This is a genomic window from Flavobacterium aquaticum (genome assembly GCF_003259835.1).
GTDB classification, from domain to species: Bacteria; Bacteroidota; Bacteroidia; order Flavobacteriales; family Flavobacteriaceae; genus Flavobacterium; species Flavobacterium aquaticum.
In genome coordinates, this window is sequence record NZ_QLMI01000003.1 from 72,416 (window position 1) to 92,085 (window position 19,670).

General features: G+C 33.4%; 18 protein-coding genes. 6 read left to right on the forward strand and 12 right to left on the reverse strand.

Features of this window, described 5'->3' with window-relative positions:
• Position 1: 1 nt before the first annotated feature.
• Together B0I03_RS05395 and B0I03_RS05400 are read right to left on the reverse strand one after the other, a co-directional pair.
• Complete coding sequence (locus B0I03_RS05395) at positions 2 to 688, reverse strand: response regulator transcription factor (RefSeq protein WP_111566445.1); 687 nt, start codon at positions 686 to 688, stop codon at positions 2 to 4.
• A complete protein-coding gene (locus B0I03_RS05400; protein ID WP_111566446.1) occupies positions 681 to 1,952 on the reverse strand; it encodes a sensor histidine kinase in 1,272 nt (423 codons plus the stop codon). Before B0I03_RS05400 ends, B0I03_RS05395 begins: the two co-directional genes overlap by 8 nt.
• Before the next feature lie 146 nt (positions 1,953 to 2,098).
• Here B0I03_RS05400 and B0I03_RS05405 point away from each other — a divergent pair, with 146 nt between their 5' ends.
• The 4 genes from B0I03_RS05405 (at position 2,099) to B0I03_RS05420 (ending at position 5,117) form a co-directional block, all read left to right on the forward strand.
• The gene (locus tag B0I03_RS05405; protein WP_111566447.1) at positions 2,099 to 2,584 is read left to right on the forward strand and encodes a DUF1573 domain-containing protein; all 486 of its coding nucleotides are present in this window, start codon (positions 2,099 to 2,101) and stop codon (positions 2,582 to 2,584) included.
• Positions 2,585 to 2,656: 72 nt separating this feature from the next.
• A complete protein-coding gene (locus B0I03_RS05410; RefSeq protein ID WP_111566448.1) occupies positions 2,657 to 3,130 on the forward strand; it encodes a methylated-DNA--[protein]-cysteine S-methyltransferase in 474 nt (157 codons plus the stop codon).
• Between the two features lie 61 nt (positions 3,131 to 3,191).
• Positions 3,192 to 4,352 (forward strand): serine hydrolase domain-containing protein, encoded by a 1,161-nt coding sequence (locus B0I03_RS05415; RefSeq protein ID WP_111566449.1) that lies wholly within the window; start codon positions 3,192 to 3,194, stop codon positions 4,350 to 4,352.
• A 51-nt stretch (positions 4,353 to 4,403) separates the two neighbouring features.
• Positions 4,404 to 5,117 carry a 3'-5' exonuclease gene (locus B0I03_RS05420; RefSeq protein ID WP_111566450.1) on the forward strand — a complete coding sequence of 238 codons (714 nt, stop codon included), beginning with the start codon at positions 4,404 to 4,406 and terminating at the stop codon, positions 5,115 to 5,117.
• A gap of 45 nt (positions 5,118 to 5,162) precedes the next feature.
• On the opposite strand, the gene B0I03_RS05425 is transcribed toward B0I03_RS05420, so the two are convergent.
• Positions 5,163 to 8,147 carry a S8 family serine peptidase gene (locus B0I03_RS05425; protein ID WP_111566451.1) on the reverse strand — a complete coding sequence of 995 codons (2,985 nt, stop codon included), beginning with the start codon at positions 8,145 to 8,147 and terminating at the stop codon, positions 5,163 to 5,165.
• A 130-nt stretch (positions 8,148 to 8,277) separates the two neighbouring features.
• On the opposite strand from B0I03_RS05425, the gene B0I03_RS05430 reads away from it, so the two are divergent.
• Together B0I03_RS05430 and B0I03_RS05440 are read left to right on the forward strand one after the other, a co-directional pair.
• Complete coding sequence (locus B0I03_RS05430; protein ID WP_111566452.1) at positions 8,278 to 9,717, forward strand: nucleoside recognition domain-containing protein; 1,440 nt, start codon at positions 8,278 to 8,280, stop codon at positions 9,715 to 9,717.
• A 333-nt stretch (positions 9,718 to 10,050) separates the two neighbouring features.
• Positions 10,051 to 11,652 carry a fumarate hydratase gene (locus B0I03_RS05440; protein ID WP_111566454.1) on the forward strand — a complete coding sequence of 534 codons (1,602 nt, stop codon included), beginning with the start codon at positions 10,051 to 10,053 and terminating at the stop codon, positions 11,650 to 11,652.
• A gap of 64 nt (positions 11,653 to 11,716) precedes the next feature.
• Here the strand turns inward: B0I03_RS05440 and B0I03_RS05445 are convergent, their stop codons facing one another.
• From B0I03_RS05445 to B0I03_RS05485, 9 genes are all read right to left on the reverse strand, one after another.
• Positions 11,717 to 12,154, reverse strand: a complete 438-nt coding sequence (locus B0I03_RS05445; protein WP_111566455.1) for a hypothetical protein — start codon at positions 12,152 to 12,154, stop codon at positions 11,717 to 11,719.
• An 88-nt stretch (positions 12,155 to 12,242) separates the two neighbouring features.
• Positions 12,243 to 12,578, reverse strand: a complete 336-nt coding sequence (locus tag B0I03_RS05450) for a hypothetical protein (RefSeq protein WP_111566456.1) — start codon at positions 12,576 to 12,578, stop codon at positions 12,243 to 12,245.
• A gap of 106 nt (positions 12,579 to 12,684) precedes the next feature.
• Positions 12,685 to 13,851 carry a class I SAM-dependent rRNA methyltransferase gene (locus B0I03_RS05455; protein WP_111566457.1) on the reverse strand — a complete coding sequence of 389 codons (1,167 nt, stop codon included), beginning with the start codon at positions 13,849 to 13,851 and terminating at the stop codon, positions 12,685 to 12,687.
• A 71-nt stretch (positions 13,852 to 13,922) separates the two neighbouring features.
• Positions 13,923 to 14,582, reverse strand: a complete 660-nt coding sequence (locus tag B0I03_RS05460) for a CoA transferase subunit B (RefSeq protein WP_111566458.1) — start codon at positions 14,580 to 14,582, stop codon at positions 13,923 to 13,925.
• 38 nt (positions 14,583 to 14,620) lie between these two features.
• Positions 14,621 to 14,974 (reverse strand): four helix bundle protein, encoded by a 354-nt coding sequence (locus tag B0I03_RS05465; protein ID WP_111566459.1) that lies wholly within the window; start codon positions 14,972 to 14,974, stop codon positions 14,621 to 14,623.
• Positions 14,975 to 15,005: 31 nt separating this feature from the next.
• Positions 15,006 to 15,704 carry a CoA transferase subunit A gene (locus tag B0I03_RS05470; RefSeq protein WP_111566460.1) on the reverse strand — a complete coding sequence of 233 codons (699 nt, stop codon included), beginning with the start codon at positions 15,702 to 15,704 and terminating at the stop codon, positions 15,006 to 15,008.
• 18 nt (positions 15,705 to 15,722) lie between these two features.
• Positions 15,723 to 18,014 carry a penicillin-binding protein 1A gene (locus tag B0I03_RS05475; protein ID WP_111566461.1) on the reverse strand — a complete coding sequence of 764 codons (2,292 nt, stop codon included), beginning with the start codon at positions 18,012 to 18,014 and terminating at the stop codon, positions 15,723 to 15,725.
• A gap of 1 nt (position 18,015) precedes the next feature.
• The gene (locus B0I03_RS05480) at positions 18,016 to 18,513 is read right to left on the reverse strand and encodes a gliding motility lipoprotein GldH (protein ID WP_111566462.1); all 498 of its coding nucleotides are present in this window, start codon (positions 18,511 to 18,513) and stop codon (positions 18,016 to 18,018) included.
• Positions 18,494 to 19,657, reverse strand: a complete 1,164-nt coding sequence (locus B0I03_RS05485; RefSeq protein ID WP_111566703.1) for a PSP1 domain-containing protein — start codon at positions 19,655 to 19,657, stop codon at positions 18,494 to 18,496. The genes B0I03_RS05480 and B0I03_RS05485 overlap by 20 nt, the downstream gene beginning before the upstream one ends.
• Positions 19,658 to 19,670 lie beyond the last annotated feature (13 nt).

The window sequence follows — 19,670 nt, forward strand, 5'->3', positions numbered from 1 at the left end:
GTTACTCAACTACTAATTTAAAGCCCACGCGCGGAATGTTTTCAATTCTCACGTGGGTTTCTTCTTTTATAATTTTTCGTAATCTTGAAATGAATACGTCTAAACTTCTGCCTAAGAAATAATCATCGCTTCCCCATAATTCCATTAAAATTTTTTCGCGTTTTAAAACAGTATTCGGGTTGTCTAAAAATAGTTTTAAAAGTGAGGCTTCACGCTCGGTAAGAGTTATATTTTGGCTTTCATTTTTCAATAAATAATTCTCAGGTTCAAATTGAAAACTTCCAAAAGTATATTGTTTTTGTGTTGAATTATCGGTTGATTTCTGACTTCGGTTTAAGAAAATTTCAATTTTTAAAATCAATTCTTCTATCGAATATGGTTTTACCAAATAATCATCAGCACCTAATTTCAAACCTTTAATTCGGTCATCTTTCATGGTTTTTGCCGAAAGAAAAATAATCGGAATTTCTTGATTTCGTTTTCTGATTTCAGTTGCCATTTCAAATCCATCCATATCGGGTAACATAATATCCAAAACACACAAATCGAAAGACTCTTTGCAAAACAATTGAAAAGCTTCTTTTCCATTCGCGCAATGGGTAACATCGAAATGTTGCTCTAAATTATCAGCGGTTAAAAACGCTAAAGTTTCGTCGTCTTCAACATACAAAATGCGCTTTTTACTCATAATCGTTTTTATTTATTTGGATGGTTATAGTGATTCCTTTTTCTTCGTTGTTTTTGGCATCGACTTTCCATTTATGCCATTCGCAAACGCGTTTTACATACGAAAGTCCGATTCCAAAACCTTCAATATCTTTACTGTCTTCTCTTGCTACACGATAGAATTTATCAAAGACAAATGGCAAATCACTTTCTGGAATTCCACAACCGTTATCAGTAAATTTTAAAGTCAATCCTTTTGAATTTTCTTTTGATTGGATTTTGATTTCTGGATTTTGATTAGAGTATTTTACTGCATTATCCATTATGTTGTAAATCAAATTATAAAAATGAAATTCATCTGCCTGAACGATATAATTTCGCTCTAATTGAATGTCTATATTGATTTCTTTCTGATGTTTTAAAAATATGTTTTCTCTAACTAACTCTAATAACACTTTCAGATCTACTTTCGATTTTTCTAACTCAATTTGCTTGCTTTCTGTTTTCGCTACATATAGAATTTTCTCGATGTGCTGGTTCAATTTATTACTTTGGTTAATAATAATCTGTATATACTTTGAAAGCTTAGGGTTGTCGATAATTTCCTTTTGAGTATTAGCATAATTGGAAGCAATCAAGATAGAAGCCAATGGTGTTTTGAATTCATGCGTCATATTATTGATGAAATCTTTCTGTAAATCGGTATATCTTTTTTGCTTTAGCATTAATAAAACCGAATACACATAAATAATCAGAACAAAGAACAAAACTCCAGTAAAAATCCAATATTGCGACAAACTTTTAAAATAAGTCTGTTTAATATTTGGAAAACGAACCGCAAAGTAATAGGTTAAATCGCTATTTTTTGAGAAACAATCGGCACAAAATTTAGAAGGTTCTTTTCCGTTAGCTGAAACATAATTTCCATACACCATAGCATCTGAACTACAATCATAAATGGCATATTCGTAGTCTAATTCTAACTTTACCTTTTCGAACTCATTTTTTAAATATTGCTCTAAAATATTATTCTCAAAAACATCATTTACATTTACAATAAAATAATTTTCTGAAACTTTTTTTATTTGATTTCCTATCGGAAGTTCTTTTTTATTGTCTTTATAAATTTTGTTAACCACATCTTGCAAGGCAAAATGGATTTTATCTTCTACATCTTTTTTCTCAAAAATATAGGCTTGATTGAGTAAAAACAACTGCATGATAATTACTCCTACAATTGCTAAAAACCCAGCAAAAATTACGGTATTAAATCTGGTAAACTTCATAATGAGTTCGATATTACGAAAAAAGTGGTTTTAAAAATACCTGTTAACATGTCATTAACAATCATTAAAATTTAATTAACAACACCAATTTAAAAGTTTTTTAGTTTTGTTGAACAAATTTAAAATAACTAAAAATATTATAGAGTATGAAATCAATTAAATTATCAATTGTAGCTTTATTTATAGCTAGTGCTTCATTCGCACAAACAAAAGAGGTTAAGGTAGAAACAGCTAAAGCAATTCAGGCTACACCAGCAGAAGTTAAAGCTCCAGCAACTCCTAAACAATCAAGCATTAAATGGGATCAAGAAATGCATGATTTTGGAGATATTGAAAAAGGAAAACCAGTTACTTATGAATTTTCTTTTACAAACACTACAAAAGAAACTATCTTAATTACTAATGTAAGACCTGCTTGTGGTTGTACTGCTGCAAATTACACAAAAACTCCAATTAAACCAGGTGAAAAAGGAATGGTTGCTGCAACATTTAACGCTGCAAGTGGTGGAATGTTTCAAAAATCAGTAACTATTACTACTACTGAAAACGGTGCTGAAGCAGTAAAAACTTTATCTTTTAAAGGAAAAGTATTAGAGCCAGCTACTGACAAAAAAGAAGAGATTAAATCTTAATAATATTATTAATTCAGCTTTTTACATCTTATTAAACCACCTTTTATAGGTGGTTTTTTTTATATTTACAAAATGAAAACAGTTGTAATAAATACTCCTTTAGGATGTGCCGAAATTTGTGGAGATGAAATAGGCATTTCAAAAATTCATATTTTAAATGATGAAACTGAAATTTCAACAAAAATTCCTAAAGAACTAAAAGAGGCTGTTTCGCAACTTCAAGATTATTTTAATGGAAAAAGAACTGATTTTACATTTAAAATTAATCCATTAGGAACTGATTTTCAGAAAAACGTTTGGCAAGAATTACTAAATATTCCTTTCGGAAAAACATGTTCTTATTTAGATTTATCAAAAAAATTAGGTGATGTAAAAGCAATTCGGGCTGTGGCTTCTGCCAACGGAAAAAATCCGCTTTGGATTGTGATTCCATGTCATCGTGTAATAGGTTCTGATGGTTCTTTAACAGGTTATGCAGGAGGTTTATGGCGAAAAAAATGGTTGTTGGAACACGAAAATCCAGTAAAACAAGAAAGTTTGTTTTAGTTTTTTTAAAATCATTCCAACTTTTTCCTACTTTTATAACACAATCTTATAAAATTAGGAAATGAAATTTCTTTTAAAATTCTTCAAGTGGTTCGCTATTGTTTTAGCAAGTATCATTATTTTAATGTACATTTTTGATGTGGATTATCTATTACGTGCAGTAAGAACAATTTATTTTAAAGGTTATACAACGGCTTTCTTAGAAGATTATAAAGAATTTCCAAACAGAGAAATTAAAAAAGGAACTGCTCAACCTTGGGCAATTGCTTCCGATTATAATTCAGTTCCTGCTACTGAAATATTAACAAAAAATCACAAAGAACTTCAAACCATTGCTTATCTCATTATTAAAAATGACAGCATTTGGCACGAAAGTTATTTTGATGGATTTGATAAGAATTCTAAAACCAATTCTTTTTCTATGGCAAAAAGTGTCGTTACTATGGCATTAGGAAAAGCCATTATGGACCGGAAAATTAAAAATTTAGACCAAAAAGTAACCGATTTTTTTCCAGAACTAAAAGGCAAATTTGCAAAAGAAGTAACCGTTGGCGATTTATCTTCGATGGCTTCTGGATTAAGTTGGGATGAAAAATATTATAGTCCGTTTTCAATTGTAACTCGTGCTTATTTTGATGATGATTTAAAAGGCATTATTTTAGGTTTAGACATTAAAGAAAAGCCAGGACAATCGTTTAAATATTTAAGTGGTGCTACTCAATTATTGGCTATGTGTATTGAAAAAGCAACGGGGGAGCATTTATCTGATTATGTTTCCAAACACTTTTGGCAACCCATGGGAGCCGAAAACGAAGCGCTTTGGCAATTAGACGAAGCACCAGACGGAATAGAAAAAGCTTATTGCTGTATAGCTAGTAATGCAAGAGATTTTGCGCGCTTTGGAAAATTATATTTAAACGATGGGAAATGGAATGGAAAACAATTATTAGACAGTGCTTTTGTAAAAAAATGTATCACACCTCGTTTCGAAAATAGTCCAGAATATGGTTATGGTTGGTGGATGCATAACTTTTTAGGTAAAGATTTATACTACATGCGTGGTCATTTAGGGCAATTTGTAATTGTAATTCCAGAAGATGAATTAATTATTGTTCGATTAGGACATTTAAAAGGAAAACAAACCGAAACGGATCCACACAGTAATGATTTGTATGTTTATGTGGAAGAAGCATATAAAATGTTGAATTTTAGAAAGAATTGAGAATATTAGCAGGAAAACTAAAAACTTAAATTAACTATAAACCATACAAAAATGATTGAGAAAATTAACTTGAACAATATTTTGTTTTTAGACATTGAAACTGTTCCGGAGCACCAAAATTATGGTGTTTTAGATGAAGAAACGCGTTATTTATGGGAACACAAAACGCAATACCAACGCAAAGATGAAGTTTCGGCTGAAGATTTTTACGAAAGAGCTGGAATATGGGCTGAATTTGGAAAAATCATCACCATTTCAGTGGGTTACTTTGTAAATAAGGCGGATATTAGAAACTTTCGAGTGACTAGTTTTTGGGGAGAAGAGAAAAAAATTTTAAACGATTTTTCAAATTTACTAAATACACATTTTAACGGAGCACAGCACGTTCTTTGTGGCCATAATGCTAAAGAATTTGATATTCCGTTTATAGCTCGACGTATGATTATTAACGGTATTGCTTTACCAAATAAAATAAATTTATTCGGCAAAAAACCTTGGGAAGTGCCTCATTTAGACACCTTGGAATTATGGAAGTTTGGCGACTACAAACATTTTACTTCATTAAAGCTTTTAACAAAAGTACTGGGAATTCCATCTCCTAAAGATGATATCGACGGAAGTGAAGTAGCACATGTTTTTTACGTAGAAAACGATATCGACAGAATTATTACCTATTGCGAAAAAGATGTAATTGCTGTAGCACAAATTTTTCTAAGATTAAGACGCGAAGAATTATTAGTTGAAGATGAAATTATTCATGTATAAAAAAGGGAGCTTTAAAAGCTCCCTTTTTAGTTTTTATGGTACTGATTATTTATTAATCACTACTTTTTTAGTTGTTTTAGCACTTCCATTTTGGATGCTTAACATGTAAATTCCATCAGATAAATTTTCAACATTTAACGTTTCAATTGTATTAGAAGAAACTTTAGTAACTACTTTTCTTCCTTGAACATCAAATAATTCAAATGTAGTATCGCCAGTAACTGCTCCTAAATCAATATTAACAATACCTTTAGCTGGATTAGGATACACTTTTAAAGAACCTAAAACATTTTCATTTGAACTTAATGTTGAAGGTACAACGTTACAAAAATTTAACGAAACTGAATTAATTGTACCGCCATCCTGATTACCAACATCTAACACATTTAAAGTCCATGTCCCATCAGCACTCAATCCGTTAAGAGCTGATAAACTTTGAAATGGTTTAACAGTACCTCCAACAACAGGAGAACTAGGTGAGCAAGTAACATCTTGTCCTGAATCATCAAGTACCGCTTGTATGTCTGGATACGAAGCATCCGCACCAACACATGGTTGATTAAATAAAACAATCTCAGGTCTTCCAATTGATGCAGGTCCAGATAAGGTAATTATCATATCCCCAATCCAAGTGTGCGTAATATCCAAAGTTACATTTAAATCAGCTATAGTCATTCCACCTGTAACAACAATTGGAACTGACGCACTACTATTAGCAACAACATCAATGGTCGCATTTGAAAAATCAGTAGCTGTAAATATATTATTACATGTAATTATACCCGTTCTAAAATTATTAACAGTTGCAATGCTTGCATCCATCGTAGCACAACGATTGCTAGGAATAACTCTCCAATAGTAGGTCGTTTCAGATGCTAATCCAGTTAATAAATAACTTGCATTTGTTGTGTTTACATTTGCAAAAAGTGTAGAAAAATTAGGTTGTGTTGAAACTTGTAAATTATAAGATTCATCATTAATATTTGAATTCCAATTAAAATTGGCCGAAGACCCTACAGAATTTAATGCATTTGCAGGTGAATTTAATACTGGATTCTGAAAGTTTATGGAGTAAACTTTTAATTTTTTATATCTTGTTTCCGTTTCTATACCATTTGAACCTGAAATTCCAATTGTGTGAAATATCCCAGGCTGTACAGTGCTTAATCCAGAAACTGTCATTGTTACAGTTCCATTAGCACTTAAAGTTGCAGGGCTAAAAGAAGCACTTGCTCCTGATGGTAATCCAACTGCAGAAAATGTAGTAGTAAAACTTCCTGATTGTTTATAATCAAAAGTATAAACTGCGTTTGAATTTGAACAAACTGTCAAATCATCTGATTTAGAAGTTATTGCGAAATTTGACGTAATTCCAGTAACAATCAAAGAATAGTCTTGTGAGCCCGAAACTAAAGTTCCTTTGTGTGTAATTGTAATAACATAATCTCCGGCTGTAGGTGTATCAATTTTAATTACTTCAATATTATCTACATTATTATCTCCATTTCTTAGAGCTGGTGAAGAAGGAGTAGCTTGCAATCTCCATGGATAAAATGTTGTTGTTCCGTCTTTCGTAACTCTTACATCTAAATCGTTTACCAAAGCTCTAGTGGTACTATTATCTCCCCACGTACCATCATTTGCAGTACCTGGTAAATCTGTCCATGTGATAGACACAATCAATGGATTGTTTACACCTCCACTAGATTTTACTGTCATAGTAGCCGTTTGTCCTTGACTTAAATTATCTTCTGACACCCAAGAAGTTAAACCATTACCTGTTAAAGTTTCAACAGCTTTTTTAGCATTTAACAAGCCCCATCCAAATCTTGCATCAGGACCTGTGTTTCCAGCATCATCAGCAGTATGACATGCTAATCCTCTTAAAGTAGCGGCTTTCATAAAGCCATTAGTTAAATTTTTGTGGTGTTGCTGAACTAATAGCAATGTACCTGAAACATTTGGAGAAGACATCGAAGTTCCATCATATGAATCAGTTGCTGTATTACTTGTGGCAACAGTTGATAAAACCCCCGTACCATTACCAGCAATATCTGGTTTTATTCTTCTATCATCTGTAGGTCCTTGACTACTGCCTGAATTTATAATAACACTAGTTAAAGAACCATCTGCTGCAATAGTAGCATCTTGAGCATTTGCTACAATTAAAGCATTTTTAGATGTTTTATTTCCTGTTAATTTGTCAAAACCTGATGCTATAGGATTTGTATTATTGTTATTTGTCCCGTCATTTCCCGCAGACATTACTGGTAAATAATATGGAGCTAAATATGTTATCTCGTCCCAAGATCTTGCTGCATCTGAATAAGCTCCAATATACCAAGCAGGTAATAATGTTGAACCACTTCCAACACGAACACCGTAAGAATGATTGGAAATTAACATCCCCAATAAAATTTCTGAAAGCGCTTCTGATTCATCATTTGTCCAATTAAATGTTCTAGCTGTTGCTTGAGGAGCCATACCCTTAACACCCGAAGAAGTCGAATTCCATGGTAATGCTATCATAGTTCCTGTAACATGAGTTGCATGTTGAGAATCATTTGATGTGAAAACTGATCTTGTGTCGTCAACAGTAGTTACTCTTCCACTGAAACCGCTGTGAGTACGTCTCACTACATCACCATCCCAAACTCTTGCAACCATTCCTTGACCATTCAAAGTCAAACCCATTCCTCCACCAGTATGTAAAAAGTTTGCTCTAGTAGATCTAGCAGCCGCTACGTTAGTTGTAGCATAATAAATAGGATAACCATCTGGCGTTAAAGCCATTAATTCTTGAACAGAGCCTTTTTCATCTTTAATGATGATTGGCCAACCTTTTTTATTGGCTTCAGCAATAGCTTTTGTTCTTTCAGCATCTTCTTTTTGTTTATAAAAGTCGATTTTTTGTTTGATTTTCTCTAAATCATAATTTTTCGTGATTTTAGCCACATCTTCTTTTGTTTGAGAAAACACAAAACCCGAAAAAGTTAATGAAAAAATAAATAGTAATCTTCTGATTTTCATAGTAGTTAGTAGGTTTATTGATAATTAATTTACAAATATATAATTATTTATTAAAATCACTAATGTTTTATACTTTTTTAATATTTGTTGAAAAGCATTGTTTTACTACATTTACGAAAAAATAGATTTTATGGTTTTAAGTAGATTTTGGTTAGTGATATTTATATCGTCTATCTTTTTTATTGTTTTCGGATTGTTTTCATCGCAATATTATTCCATTGATTATGTTTTGAACGGAAAACAAGGCGAACCACTTTTAATTGGTGAAAAATATTTAAAAGAAGTGCCCAAATTTGTGCAAGACAGCGTACAAAAAGCGGAAGATAAAACATTCATTATTAATAAAAATGAAAAGGATGCAGACACTACCTACATCTATAATAATCAAACTGTAAAAATCTACAGCGGTAAACAAAAAGCAGATGGTTTACTTCCTATGACTAAAAGCAGTTTGTTTGATTTGATTCTGCCATTGATTGCTTATTTAGCTTTCTTTTGTGGAATAATGGAATTGCTTATTATTTCAGGAGCTTCAGAAAGATTGGCTAAGAAATTAAGTCCATTATTTGCAAAAGTTTTTCCTTCGATTCCTAAAAACCACGAGTCGATTTCTTATATGACGTTGAATTTTTCCGCCAACTTCTTAGGATTAGATTCAGCTGCAACACCATTTGGTTTGAAAGCCATGCAAAGTTTACAAGAACTTAACGAAGATAAAGACAAAGCGAGTGATGCCCAAATCATGTTTATGTGTTTGCATGCAGCGGGTTTAACATTAATTCCAACATCCATTATTGGTTATCGAGCTGCAGAACACGCTGCAAATCCAGCAGATGTAATGTTGCCTTGTATTATTACATCGTTCATCGGAACTATTGCTGCATTCATTTTAGTCGGAATTAAACAAAAAGTAAACTTCAAAAGCGCTTCTTTATTAGCGGCTTTAATGGGAGTTATCGGTGCGATTGTGGGATTATTATTCTACGTAAACAGTTTGGATTTAATCGGAAAAAACTATTTTACTTCTAACCTTTCGGGATTATTGTTAATCTTGATTATCGGCGGAACCTTGATATTTTCTTTCGTTCAAGAGAAAAAATTCGTTGAACAAAAAACAACGATTTTCGATACTTTTGTAACCGGTGCTAACAACGGATTAAAAACCGGAGTAACCATTTTCCCTTATGTTATGGGAATGTTAGTGGCGATTTCATTATTCAGAAATAGTGGCTTGTTTGAAATTATTGCCAACGGAATTTCCTTTTTATTTGCACATCTTGGAGTAGCAAAAGAAATCACCGATTCATTGCCTGTGGCGATGTTGCGCCCTTTTAGTTCTGGTGGTTCACGAGGATTTATGATTGATGCCATGAAGCAATTTGGCCCTGATTCTTTAACAGGAAGATTAAGTTGTATTTTCCAATGTAGCGCTGAAACGACTTTCTATGTAATTGCGGTTTATTTTGGAAGTATCAACGTGAAAAACACCCGTTATACATTAGGCATGATGCTTTTAGTAGATTTAATCTGCGTGATTACAGCGATTTTTGTGGCGAGTTGGTTTTTTTAACGAGTTGAATTCCAGCAATATTTGAAAAAAAACAGGTATTAAAAAAAATTAAAAATGAGTTTTTTTGAAGATATAATTATCAATTTAGGACAAGAGGGCATGTACTTCTTTTTTAAAAGATTGGGCATGCTGGCCAAATGGATTTGTTATTCAGGAAAAAAACCATTCACTGAAATTAAGAATGAAAATTGGAATACTAGGTTAGGCTTCGTTTTGTTTTTAATTATAGTTGGGATAATAATTTATATTGTAAATTAATTCCTCAAAGTTTTAAAAACCTTGCAGGTTAGAAAAACAAAAATCCGTAACTTTACCTTTCAAAACATACATAAAATGGACTTTTTATATCAAGACCCGTATCCAATTTTAAAAGACGATACACACTACAAAAAATTAACTTCAGATTACGTAAAAGTAGAGCAATTTGGCGATAGAGAAATCTTAGTGGTGGATCCAAAAGGATTAGAATTATTAGCACAAGAAGCTATGGACGACGTATCGTTTATGTTGCGTTCGGCACATTTGCAAAAACTAAGAAACATTATCGAAGACCCAGAAGCAACAGACAACGACCGTTTTGTGGCTTATAATTTATTGCAAAACGCTGCGGTTGCCGTTGAAGGTCAATTGCCTTCTTGCCAAGATACTGGAACTGCAATTGTAGTTGCCAAAAAAGGTGAAAACGTTTACACAGGAGTTGATGATGGCGAATGGTTATCAAAAGGAATTTACAATACGTACCAAAATAAAAATCTTCGTTACTCGCAAATTGTTCCGATTTCAATGTTTGAAGAGAAAAATTCAGGTTCCAACTTACCGGCTCAAATTGATATTTATGCGAAAAAAGGAAGTTCGTATGAATTCTTATTTTTAACAAAAGGTGGTGGTTCGGCGAACAAAACGTTTTTATATCAAAAGACAAAATCGTTGTTGAATGAAAAATCGTTAGACGAATTTGTTCGTGAGCGTATTATGGATTTAGGAACAGCAGCTTGTCCTCCGTATCACTTAGCTATCGTTATCGGTGGAACTTCTGCGGAAGCGAATTTAGCAGCCGTAAAGAAAGCATCAGCTGGTTATTATGACAATCTTCCTACTTCTGGAAACATGGCAGGTCAGGCGTTTCGCGATTTAGAGTGGGAAAAAAGAGTACAAATTATTTGTCAAGAAAGTCAAATTGGAGCCCAATTTGGTGGAAAATATTTAACGCATGATGTTCGTGTGATTCGTTTACCTCGTCACGCGGCTTCTTGTCCGGTGGGAATGGGAGTTTCTTGTTCGGCAGATAGAAATATCAAAGGAAAAATCACAAAAGACGGAATTTTCTTAGAGCAATTGGAAACCAATCCAGCACAGTTTTTACCTGAAACTGCTCCTCATTTAGAACCAGCGGTTGAGATTGATTTGAACAAACCAATGGCTGAAATTTTAGCAGAGTTATCAAAATATCCAATCAAAACACGTTTAAAATTAAACGGAACTTTGATTGTGGCTCGTGATATTGCGCATGCCAAAATCAAAGAATTGTTAGACGCTGGTAAACCAATGCCAGAATATTTCAAAAATCACCCAGTATATTACGCAGGTCCAGCGAAAACTCCAGACGGAATGCCATCAGGAAGTTTTGGACCAACAACTGCTGGAAGAATGGACGTTTATGTAGACGAATTCCAAGCGGCTGGCGGAAGTATGATTATGTTAGCCAAAGGCAACCGAAGCAAAGACGTAATGAACGCTTGTAAAAAACACGGTGGATTCTATCTAGGTTCGATTGGTGGTCCTGCTGCGATTTTAGCGAAAGAAAACATCTTATCGGTTGAAGTAGTAGATTTCCCAGAATTAGGTATGGAAGCCGTAAGAAAAATCGAAGTAAAAGATTTCCCAGCTTTTATTATTACGGATGATAAAGGAAATGATTTCTTTATGAATCTGTAAAGTATTAAGATAAAAGAATTAAGTATTAAGACAAACCTGTGAGTTGAAAAACTTGCAGGTTTTTTTATTTAAAATAAGATTCTAATAACGTTATTGCCTTTTTGACTTTACTGTCAAATGTAAATTTAAAAATGACCATAAAAACAATCAAAAAAGGAAAAAACAATAATACTTGTTTATCTTGTGTTTTGAAATAAACAAAGCCTATAAAAAGAGGTTCTATCAAAATAATAATCCACAAAACTTTTTTCATCATTGCACTCAACTGAAACTCTAAATCCATTTGATTGCCATGAATTTTTCCTAATATTTCAGGTCGAAATTGTTCTCTTGGACCGTAATCAAAGGTTGGTTTAATGTTAATTTCTCCACTTAAATTTACATTTCCTTCAAAATCAAATTTAGAATTCTCACGATGAAAATTTTCAACCTTAGTTTGAAGAATTGCAATGATTTCTTCTTTTGAAAGTGAGGTCTTTATGATGTGTGATTTTTTGAACATGATTTTAAAATTTAAACGCAAAGGTGCAAAGTTTTTCGCAAAGCACGCAAAATAGGAAACCTGTGAGTTGAAAGACTTGCAGGTTTTTTTATTTTTTTATTTCTGCAGAATAAAAGTTATTAAAAACACCTAATGAGTCTTCATTTATTTCATAATCTACCAAATCTTCATTGGAAGTAATTACAATAGAAAACCTATTATTTTCAAATTGACCAATAGCCGAAATTCCTCTTTGTGATTCATCTGCAACAGTTAATCCTTTTGGTAATTTAAACAATACCGAATCACCTGAAAAATAGCCAATCTCAATATCTTTTTTCAATCTTCCTAATTCTCTTGTTGGTTCATTTATTGCATCACTCAAATAATTTAAACCAAAAATAATATTCAATAGAATTGATAAAATAAAAATTACTTTTTTCATAACTATATATTTTAATTAACTCAAATAGTTAAGTGAGATTCCTTCGGAATTACAAACTATGCGCAAAATACTGAACACTTCAAACTGACCACTGACCACTTTAAACCTACTCCACAAACAACACCAAACCTTTTAAATAATGACCTTCTGGGTGGTAAATGTTGGTTGGGTGATCGGGTCCTTGTTCTAATTTATGCAAAACTCTAATGTTTCTTCCAGTCTCAATGGCTGCTGCGGCAACGGTGTTGTAAAACAAAACATCATCAATAACTTGTGAGCATGAGAACGTAAATAAAATTCCGTTAGGCGCTAAGGCTTTTAATCCGGCAATATTTAGACGTTTATAAGCTTGTGTCGCAGTGTGTTTGCTTTTGATGCTTTTCGCGAAAGCGGGTGGATCTAAAACAATTACATCATATTGTTGCGTGTGCTCTTTCATGAAGTTGAACACATCATCAGCTACAGCTTTATGATTGGCATTTGGAAAATTTAATTCCATATTACTCGCTGCTAAGTCCACAGCTTTTTGAGAAATATCCACCGAAGTTACTAATTCTGCTCCAGCGCTCATGGCGTAAATTGAAAATCCGCCAGTGTAACAAAACGTGTTTAATACTTTTTTTCCTTTTGAGAATTCACCTAATAATTTTCGATTTTCGCGTTGGTCTAAGAAGAAACCTGTTTTTTGTCCTTCTACCCAATTTACTGAAAACAAAATGTTGTTCTCTTTCGCAACTGCTTCAACTTTGTTTCCGAATAGAAAATAATCAGTTCCTGTATTTGGTAAAGTTCCTGAACTTTTGCAATAAATCGTTTCGCAATAGTCTGGAAAATTCGATTTTATGGCTTCCGCGATTTGCTCCATTTGAAGAAAAACCCCTGTTGAATGCGCTTGAATTACCCAATTTTTATCGTAATAATCAATAATCAATCCCGAAATTCCGTCTCCTTCTCCGTGAATCACACGAAAAGCATTCGTAACTTCAAAATCCAATATTTGGGTACGTAAATACCAAGCCGATTGTAATTTGGCTGCCCAAAAGTTCTCAGAAAAAGTTTCATCTCCGAAAGTCAAAATACGAACTACGATACTTCCTTTATCACTGAAATATCCGGTTCCTAAATGATTGTTTTTCGAATCGACTACATCCACCATTTCTCCATCGTTTATTTCACGACTTACACCGTAAACCGCACCACTGAAAATCCAAGGATGACGACGTTGAATAGATTTTTCTTTACCTGATTTTAAAATTACTTTTGGAAAACTCATTTTCTTTAAAATATATAAAAACCTGACAAGTTTTGGAAACCTGTCAGGTTTAAAATTATAAACTCTTTTTATTAATCGATTTTCATTTCAGGAATATCTCCTTCAATGATTAAATCTGCTTCTGTTGCTTTGATGATATCTTCTACTGAAACACCTGGAGCACGTTCTAACAATTTGAATCCTTTTGGAGTGATTTCTAAAACTGCTAACTCTGTAACTACTTTTTTCACACAACCAACACCTGTTAATGGAAGCGTACATTTTTTCAAAATTTTCGATTCTCCTGCTTTATTTACGTGCATCATGGCTACGATAATATTTTCTGCCGAAGCTACTAAATCCATGGCGCCACCCATTCCTTTTACCATTTTTCCTGGGATTTTCCAGTTGGCAATATCTCCGTTTTCAGAAACTTCCATCGCTCCTAAAATCGTTAAATCTACTTTTTGAGCACGAATCATTCCAAAACTAAATGCTGAGTCAAAAAAACTTGCTCCAGGTAAAGTAGTAATCGTTTGTTTTCCTGCGTTGATGATATCAGCATCTTCTTCTCCTTCAAAAGGGAAAGGTCCCATACCTAAAACTCCATTTTCCGATTGAAATTCAACTGAAATATCCGTGCGAACATAATTGGCAACTAAAGTAGGAATTCCGATTCCTAAGTTTACATAGTAACCGTCATTTACTTCTTGTGCTATTCTTTTTGCGATTTGATTTTTATCTAATGCCATATTTTATTTAATGATTTGAAAATTTGATAATTTGAAAATTAACCCTTCTTTGAAGAAGATATGATTTTAGAAATTATCAAATTTATCGATTGTAACTTTTTAAATAATTCTTCATTAGGATTTGGATAGAATTCTGAATTCTGACATAGCTCTAACCAAAATTGTAACTCATCTACTTCTTTAGCTGAAATTTTAAATTTATGAATAAAATCAGCTTTACTTTCGGCATTTTGAGCTTCTCTAATATTTGCTCCTATTGATGTTCCACTTCTGAAAATTTGAGATGCCATTTCAAAACGATTTGATTTTCTAATTTCCTCTGAAAAACTTATTATTTCAAGAGCAAACTCAAATGTTAATTTTACAATTAAATTATCCTTATCGTTTCTCATCTTCAAATTTTCAAATTAAAGAATCTTCAAATTATTTTTGTCTAACAGTTCTTTGCTCAATTCTTTTCTCAAATTTCTCTCCTTGGAAAATACGGTTTACCATAATTCCTGGAATGTGAATTTCGTTTGGATTTAAAGTTCCTGCTGGTACTAATTCTTCAACCTCAGCGATAGTGATTTTTGCAGCACCTGCCATACAAGCGTTGAAATTACGAGCTGTTCCTTTGAAAATAAGATTTCCAGCTTCATCACCTTTCCAAGCTTTTACGATTGAAAAATCAGCTTTATAAGCCAATTCCATTACGTGCATTTTTCCATTGAATTCGCGTGTTTCTTTTCCTTCTGCGACTTCTGTTCCGAAACCTGCTGGTGTAAAGAATGCTGGAATTCCGGCTTGTGCAGCACGGCATTTTTCAGCTAAAGTTCCTTGTGGTGTTAATTCTACATCTAATTCTCCTGAAAGCATTTGACGTTCAAACTCTGCATTTTCTCCCACATAAGAAGAAATCATTTTTTTGATTTGACGTTTTTGTAATAGTAATCCCAATCCGAAATCATCAACTCCTGCATTATTTGAAATACAAGTTAAATTGGTTACATTTTTACGAACTAATTCAGCAATACTGTTTTCGGGAATTCCACAAAGACCAAAACCACCTAACATGATGGTTTGTCCGTCTTGAATTCCTTCCAACGCTTCTTTAACGTTATTAACTTTTCTAGAAATCATATTTTGGTTTGTTGTTGTTTATAATCCGAATTCATCCATACTAGGTTCATCTGTTGGCACAGCTGTTGAATCCACTACTTTTTTAGGTGTCCAACAATCTACTTTAATTTTTAAATCGTCTGGTTTTTCGAATGGTTCTTTGGATACATCTAAATCACTGTCCGCATAACATTTTTTCATGAAGATTCCCCAAATAGGTAGTGCAGTTGTAGCTCCTTGTCCATAATGAGTAGATTTAAAATGCGCTGCTCTATCTTCGTTTCCAACCCAAATCCCAGTTGCTAAATTTGGTACCATTCCGATAAACCAACCATCAGAGTTGTTTTGAGATGTTCCTGTTTTTCCAGCAATTGGATTTCCAAAACTATAATCATAATTTCGAAATCCTGCACCTCCCCATTTTAGTCTTGATCCAGTTCCCGATTGTGTTACCCCTTCCATTAATTTTACAACGGCATAAGCAACATCTTTATTTACTACATCTTTTGTAACTGGCACTGGTTGATCAATAACTACTCCGTTTTTATCTTCAATCTTGATAATAAATGTTGGTTTTACATATACTCCTTGGTTAGCAAAAGTACTCATAGCACCTACCATTTGCTCCACCGTAATATCAACAGCACCTAATGCAATTGAAGGTTGCTCTGGAATATCAGAAGTAACTCCTAATTCTTTTGCCATCGCTACAACAGCTTTTGGTCCCACTCTATCAATTAACTTAGCAGAAACTGTGTTTACCGAATTTGCTAATGCTTTTTGTAATGTAATGGTTCCTCTATAATTTCCATCGGAATTCTTTGGAGACCAATCGGCATCAATTCCCCATTTGCCTTTTGGCATAGTGAAATAACTATCGATGATAGAATCACAAGGAGACATTCCTAGTTGTTCGATAGCTGTTGCATACAAAAATGGCTTAAAAGTAGAACCTACTTGTCTTGCTCCTTGCCCAACGTGATCGTATTGGAAATATTTATAATTTACACCACCTACCCAAGCTTTTATGTGACCGCTTCTTGGTTCCATTGCCATCATACCTGTTTGCAACATGTGTTTGTAATAAATGATGGAATCTGTTGGTTTCATGAGGGTATCTTTTTCTCCTTCATAAGTAAAGATTTTCATTTTTGCTGGTACATCAAAAGACTTGATAATTTCCTCTTTCGTTTTCCCATTCAAATCCATTTTTCTCCAACGCTCAGAGTTTTTCATGGCTTGCATCATAATTTGCTGCGTTTGCTCTGGAGTAATATCAACGAAAGGAGCGTTTTCTTGGTCTTTCTTTCCTTCAAAAAACTCTTTTTGAAGATTTTTAAGATGTTCGTAAACCGCTTCCTCGGCATATTGTTGCATTTTGGAATCGATAGTCGTGTAGATTTTTAAACCATCGCGATACAAATCATATTCCGTTCCGTCTTCTTTTAAATGGTCTTTCACCCATTTTTTCATGTAATCTCTTAGATATTCTCTGAAATAAGTAGCGCTTCCTTCGGAATGACTTTCTGGTCTAAAATCTAATTTTACTGGGAGTTTACTTAATTCTGCTTTTTTTGATTCAGAAATTACGCCATTTTTAACCATTTGTCCTAAAACGGTATTTCTTCTATCTAAAACTAATTGCGCTCTTTTTTTACGATTTGGATTATATAACGAAGGATTTTTTAGCATTCCAACAAACAAAGCACCTTCTTCGATAGTTAAATCCTTAGGTTCTTTGTTCATGTAGATTTTAGCTGCCGAACGAATTCCAACCGCACCATTTACAAAATCTACTTGATTTAAATAAAGTGCAATAATCTCTTGTTTTGTATACTGACGTTCTAAACGAATAGCAATAATCCATTCTTTTACTTTTTGAATTACCCTAAACAAAATGAATTTTGAACCTTCACCGTGAAATAAGTTTTTAGCTAACTGTTGGGTTAAAGTACTTGCTCCTCCATCTCTACCTAATCGAACAACCGCACGTAAAGTTCCTTTAGCGTCAATTCCTGAATGTTCGTAAAAACGTTCGTCTTCTGTTGCTACTAGGGCTTTTACTAAATGTTGTGGTAATTCTTCGTATTTTACAGGCGTTCTGTTTTCTTTAAAGAATTTTCCAATAACTACTCCATCCGAAGAAATGATTTCAGTTGCTACATTTGAATCTGGATTTTCTAAATCGTCAAACGAAGGCATTTTCCCGAAAAATCCCCATGATGCAAAAAGGAATAATAAAATTACTCCTAAAAATCCGTAGGCAAATAATTGCCAAAATTTTCTTTTATACTCTGAAAAATCGTTTGTATTTGCTTTTTTGGTAGCCATACTATTTTATTTTTTCAATTCTTAATCCTAGTTCTGTAATTCCTTTTAGTTCTGATACACCATCTACTTTGCCTGTTTCTCTTACTGCCTGAACTACCTCAACATTATATTTTCCTGCTCTGTTAAATTTGAAATTTTCTAAATACCATAATTTACTTTCCTTTACATCTGAGAAACCTTCACCCAATAAAGTTCCATCCGGATTTGCCATTTGGTATTCTAACGTATCTACTTTTATGGTTGGTTTTTTTCCCGGCTCTTTCATCGTAACAATTAAATACATGTTGTTAAATGGGTAATCATTATTATTTCTTACATTTAGAAACAAATGATACGGATTTACCGTGTCTTTTTGTTCAAATGCAAAACGCAAGGTGTCTGATTTTTTCCAAGAACCGTCTAACTCTTTGTATTCGCTAAAAAATTGCTTTTCATCGCATGAGAAAAAAAGCACAGTAAATAGCATTAACCCAATAAATTTAGTCTTTTTTAGGAGCATTTTTGAAATTTGATGGTTTACGTTTTTTGTTTTTATTGTTGTTCTTTTTCTTAGGTTGATCAAAACGAGTTAAACTGTCTTGTCCTACCACATTTTCGAACTTTTTCTCTACTTCTTGAACCGTTTCCACTACATAATCTTCCAATGCTGCTACACGCTCTTTTTTCTTATTAATCGCTACAATTTCTTTTACTTTTGCAACTGGTAAAACCAACCAATGTGCAGGAGCATTAGCATAAGAAAACCACATGATTTCTTTGAAAATATCGATTTTCTGACAATAAGCATCGCCTTTTTCGGTATGTAATTTTGTATCCATATCAGGCATATCTTTCAATGCATCCAAATACGTATCTAATTCATAATTCAAACAACACTTTAGTTTACCACATTGTCCGGCTAACTTTTGTGGATTTAAAGATAACTGTTGGTAACGCGCAGCCGAAGTATTTACACTTCTAAAATCGGTTAACCAAGTAGAACAACACAATTCTCTTCCGCATGAACCAATTCCACCTAAACGAGCGGCTTCTTGACGGAAACCTACTTGCTTCATCTCAATTCTAATCTTAAATTCTTGTGCAAATTCTTTGATTAATTGACGGAAATCTACACGATCATTTGCGGTGTAATAAAACGTAGCTTTAGAACCATCGCCCTGAAATTCGACATCCGAAATTTTCATTTCTAATTTCAAGTTGATAGCAATTTCTCTGGCGCGCATACGCACCGCTTCTTCTTTATTTCGAGCTTCTGTCCAAATATCAATATCTCGTTGAGAAGCTTTTCTGTAGATTTTAGCTAATTCTTTATCTGGATTTTCGCCTTTCTTTTTCATTTGAATTTTTACCAATTCGCCTGTCAAAGTTACAATTCCGATGTCATGTCCTGGTGAAGCCTCAGTTGCTACGATATCTCCAATAGCTAGAGTTAGCTTTTCTGTATTTCTAAAAAATTCTTTTCTGCCGTTTTTAAAACGAATTTCTGCCGCATCAAATGGCTCTTGACCACCTGGCAACGTCATGTTTGACAACCAATCGAAAACCGAAAGTTTGTTGCAGCTATCGGTGCCGCAAGTCCCGTTATTGTTACATCCTTTAGGTGTGCCGTCTTTAGCACCCGTGGAACAGTTTGTACATGCCATAATTTTGAATATA

Bases quoted from the DNA above. Each gene is read 5' to 3' on its own strand.
- B0I03_RS05395 (WP_111566445.1), bottom strand. From the start codon at position 688: ATGAGTAAAAAGCGCATTTTGTATGTTGAAGACGACGAAACTTTAGCG.
- B0I03_RS05400 (WP_111566446.1), bottom strand. From the start codon at position 1,952: ATGAAGTTTACCAGATTTAATACCGTAATTTTTGCTGGGTTTTTAGCA.
- B0I03_RS05405 (WP_111566447.1), top strand. From the start codon at position 2,099: ATGAAATCAATTAAATTATCAATTGTAGCTTTATTTATAGCTAGTGCT.
- B0I03_RS05410 (WP_111566448.1), top strand. From the start codon at position 2,657: ATGAAAACAGTTGTAATAAATACTCCTTTAGGATGTGCCGAAATTTGT.
- B0I03_RS05415 (WP_111566449.1), top strand. From the start codon at position 3,192: ATGAAATTTCTTTTAAAATTCTTCAAGTGGTTCGCTATTGTTTTAGCA.
- B0I03_RS05420 (WP_111566450.1), top strand. From the start codon at position 4,404: ATGATTGAGAAAATTAACTTGAACAATATTTTGTTTTTAGACATTGAA.
- B0I03_RS05425 (WP_111566451.1), bottom strand. From the start codon at position 8,147: ATGAAAATCAGAAGATTACTATTTATTTTTTCATTAACTTTTTCGGGT.
- B0I03_RS05430 (WP_111566452.1), top strand. From the start codon at position 8,278: ATGGTTTTAAGTAGATTTTGGTTAGTGATATTTATATCGTCTATCTTT.
- B0I03_RS05440 (WP_111566454.1), top strand. From the start codon at position 10,051: ATGGACTTTTTATATCAAGACCCGTATCCAATTTTAAAAGACGATACA.
- B0I03_RS05445 (WP_111566455.1), bottom strand. From the start codon at position 12,154: ATGTTCAAAAAATCACACATCATAAAGACCTCACTTTCAAAAGAAGAA.
- B0I03_RS05450 (WP_111566456.1), bottom strand. From the start codon at position 12,578: ATGAAAAAAGTAATTTTTATTTTATCAATTCTATTGAATATTATTTTT.
- B0I03_RS05455 (WP_111566457.1), bottom strand. From the start codon at position 13,851: ATGAGTTTTCCAAAAGTAATTTTAAAATCAGGTAAAGAAAAATCTATT.
- B0I03_RS05460 (WP_111566458.1), bottom strand. From the start codon at position 14,582: ATGGCATTAGATAAAAATCAAATCGCAAAAAGAATAGCACAAGAAGTA.
- B0I03_RS05465 (WP_111566459.1), bottom strand. From the start codon at position 14,974: ATGAGAAACGATAAGGATAATTTAATTGTAAAATTAACATTTGAGTTT.
- B0I03_RS05470 (WP_111566460.1), bottom strand. From the start codon at position 15,704: ATGATTTCTAGAAAAGTTAATAACGTTAAAGAAGCGTTGGAAGGAATT.
- B0I03_RS05475 (WP_111566461.1), bottom strand. From the start codon at position 18,014: ATGGCTACCAAAAAAGCAAATACAAACGATTTTTCAGAGTATAAAAGA.
- B0I03_RS05480 (WP_111566462.1), bottom strand. From the start codon at position 18,513: ATGCTCCTAAAAAAGACTAAATTTATTGGGTTAATGCTATTTACTGTG.
- B0I03_RS05485 (WP_111566703.1), bottom strand. From the start codon at position 19,657: ATGGCATGTACAAACTGTTCCACGGGTGCTAAAGACGGCACACCTAAA.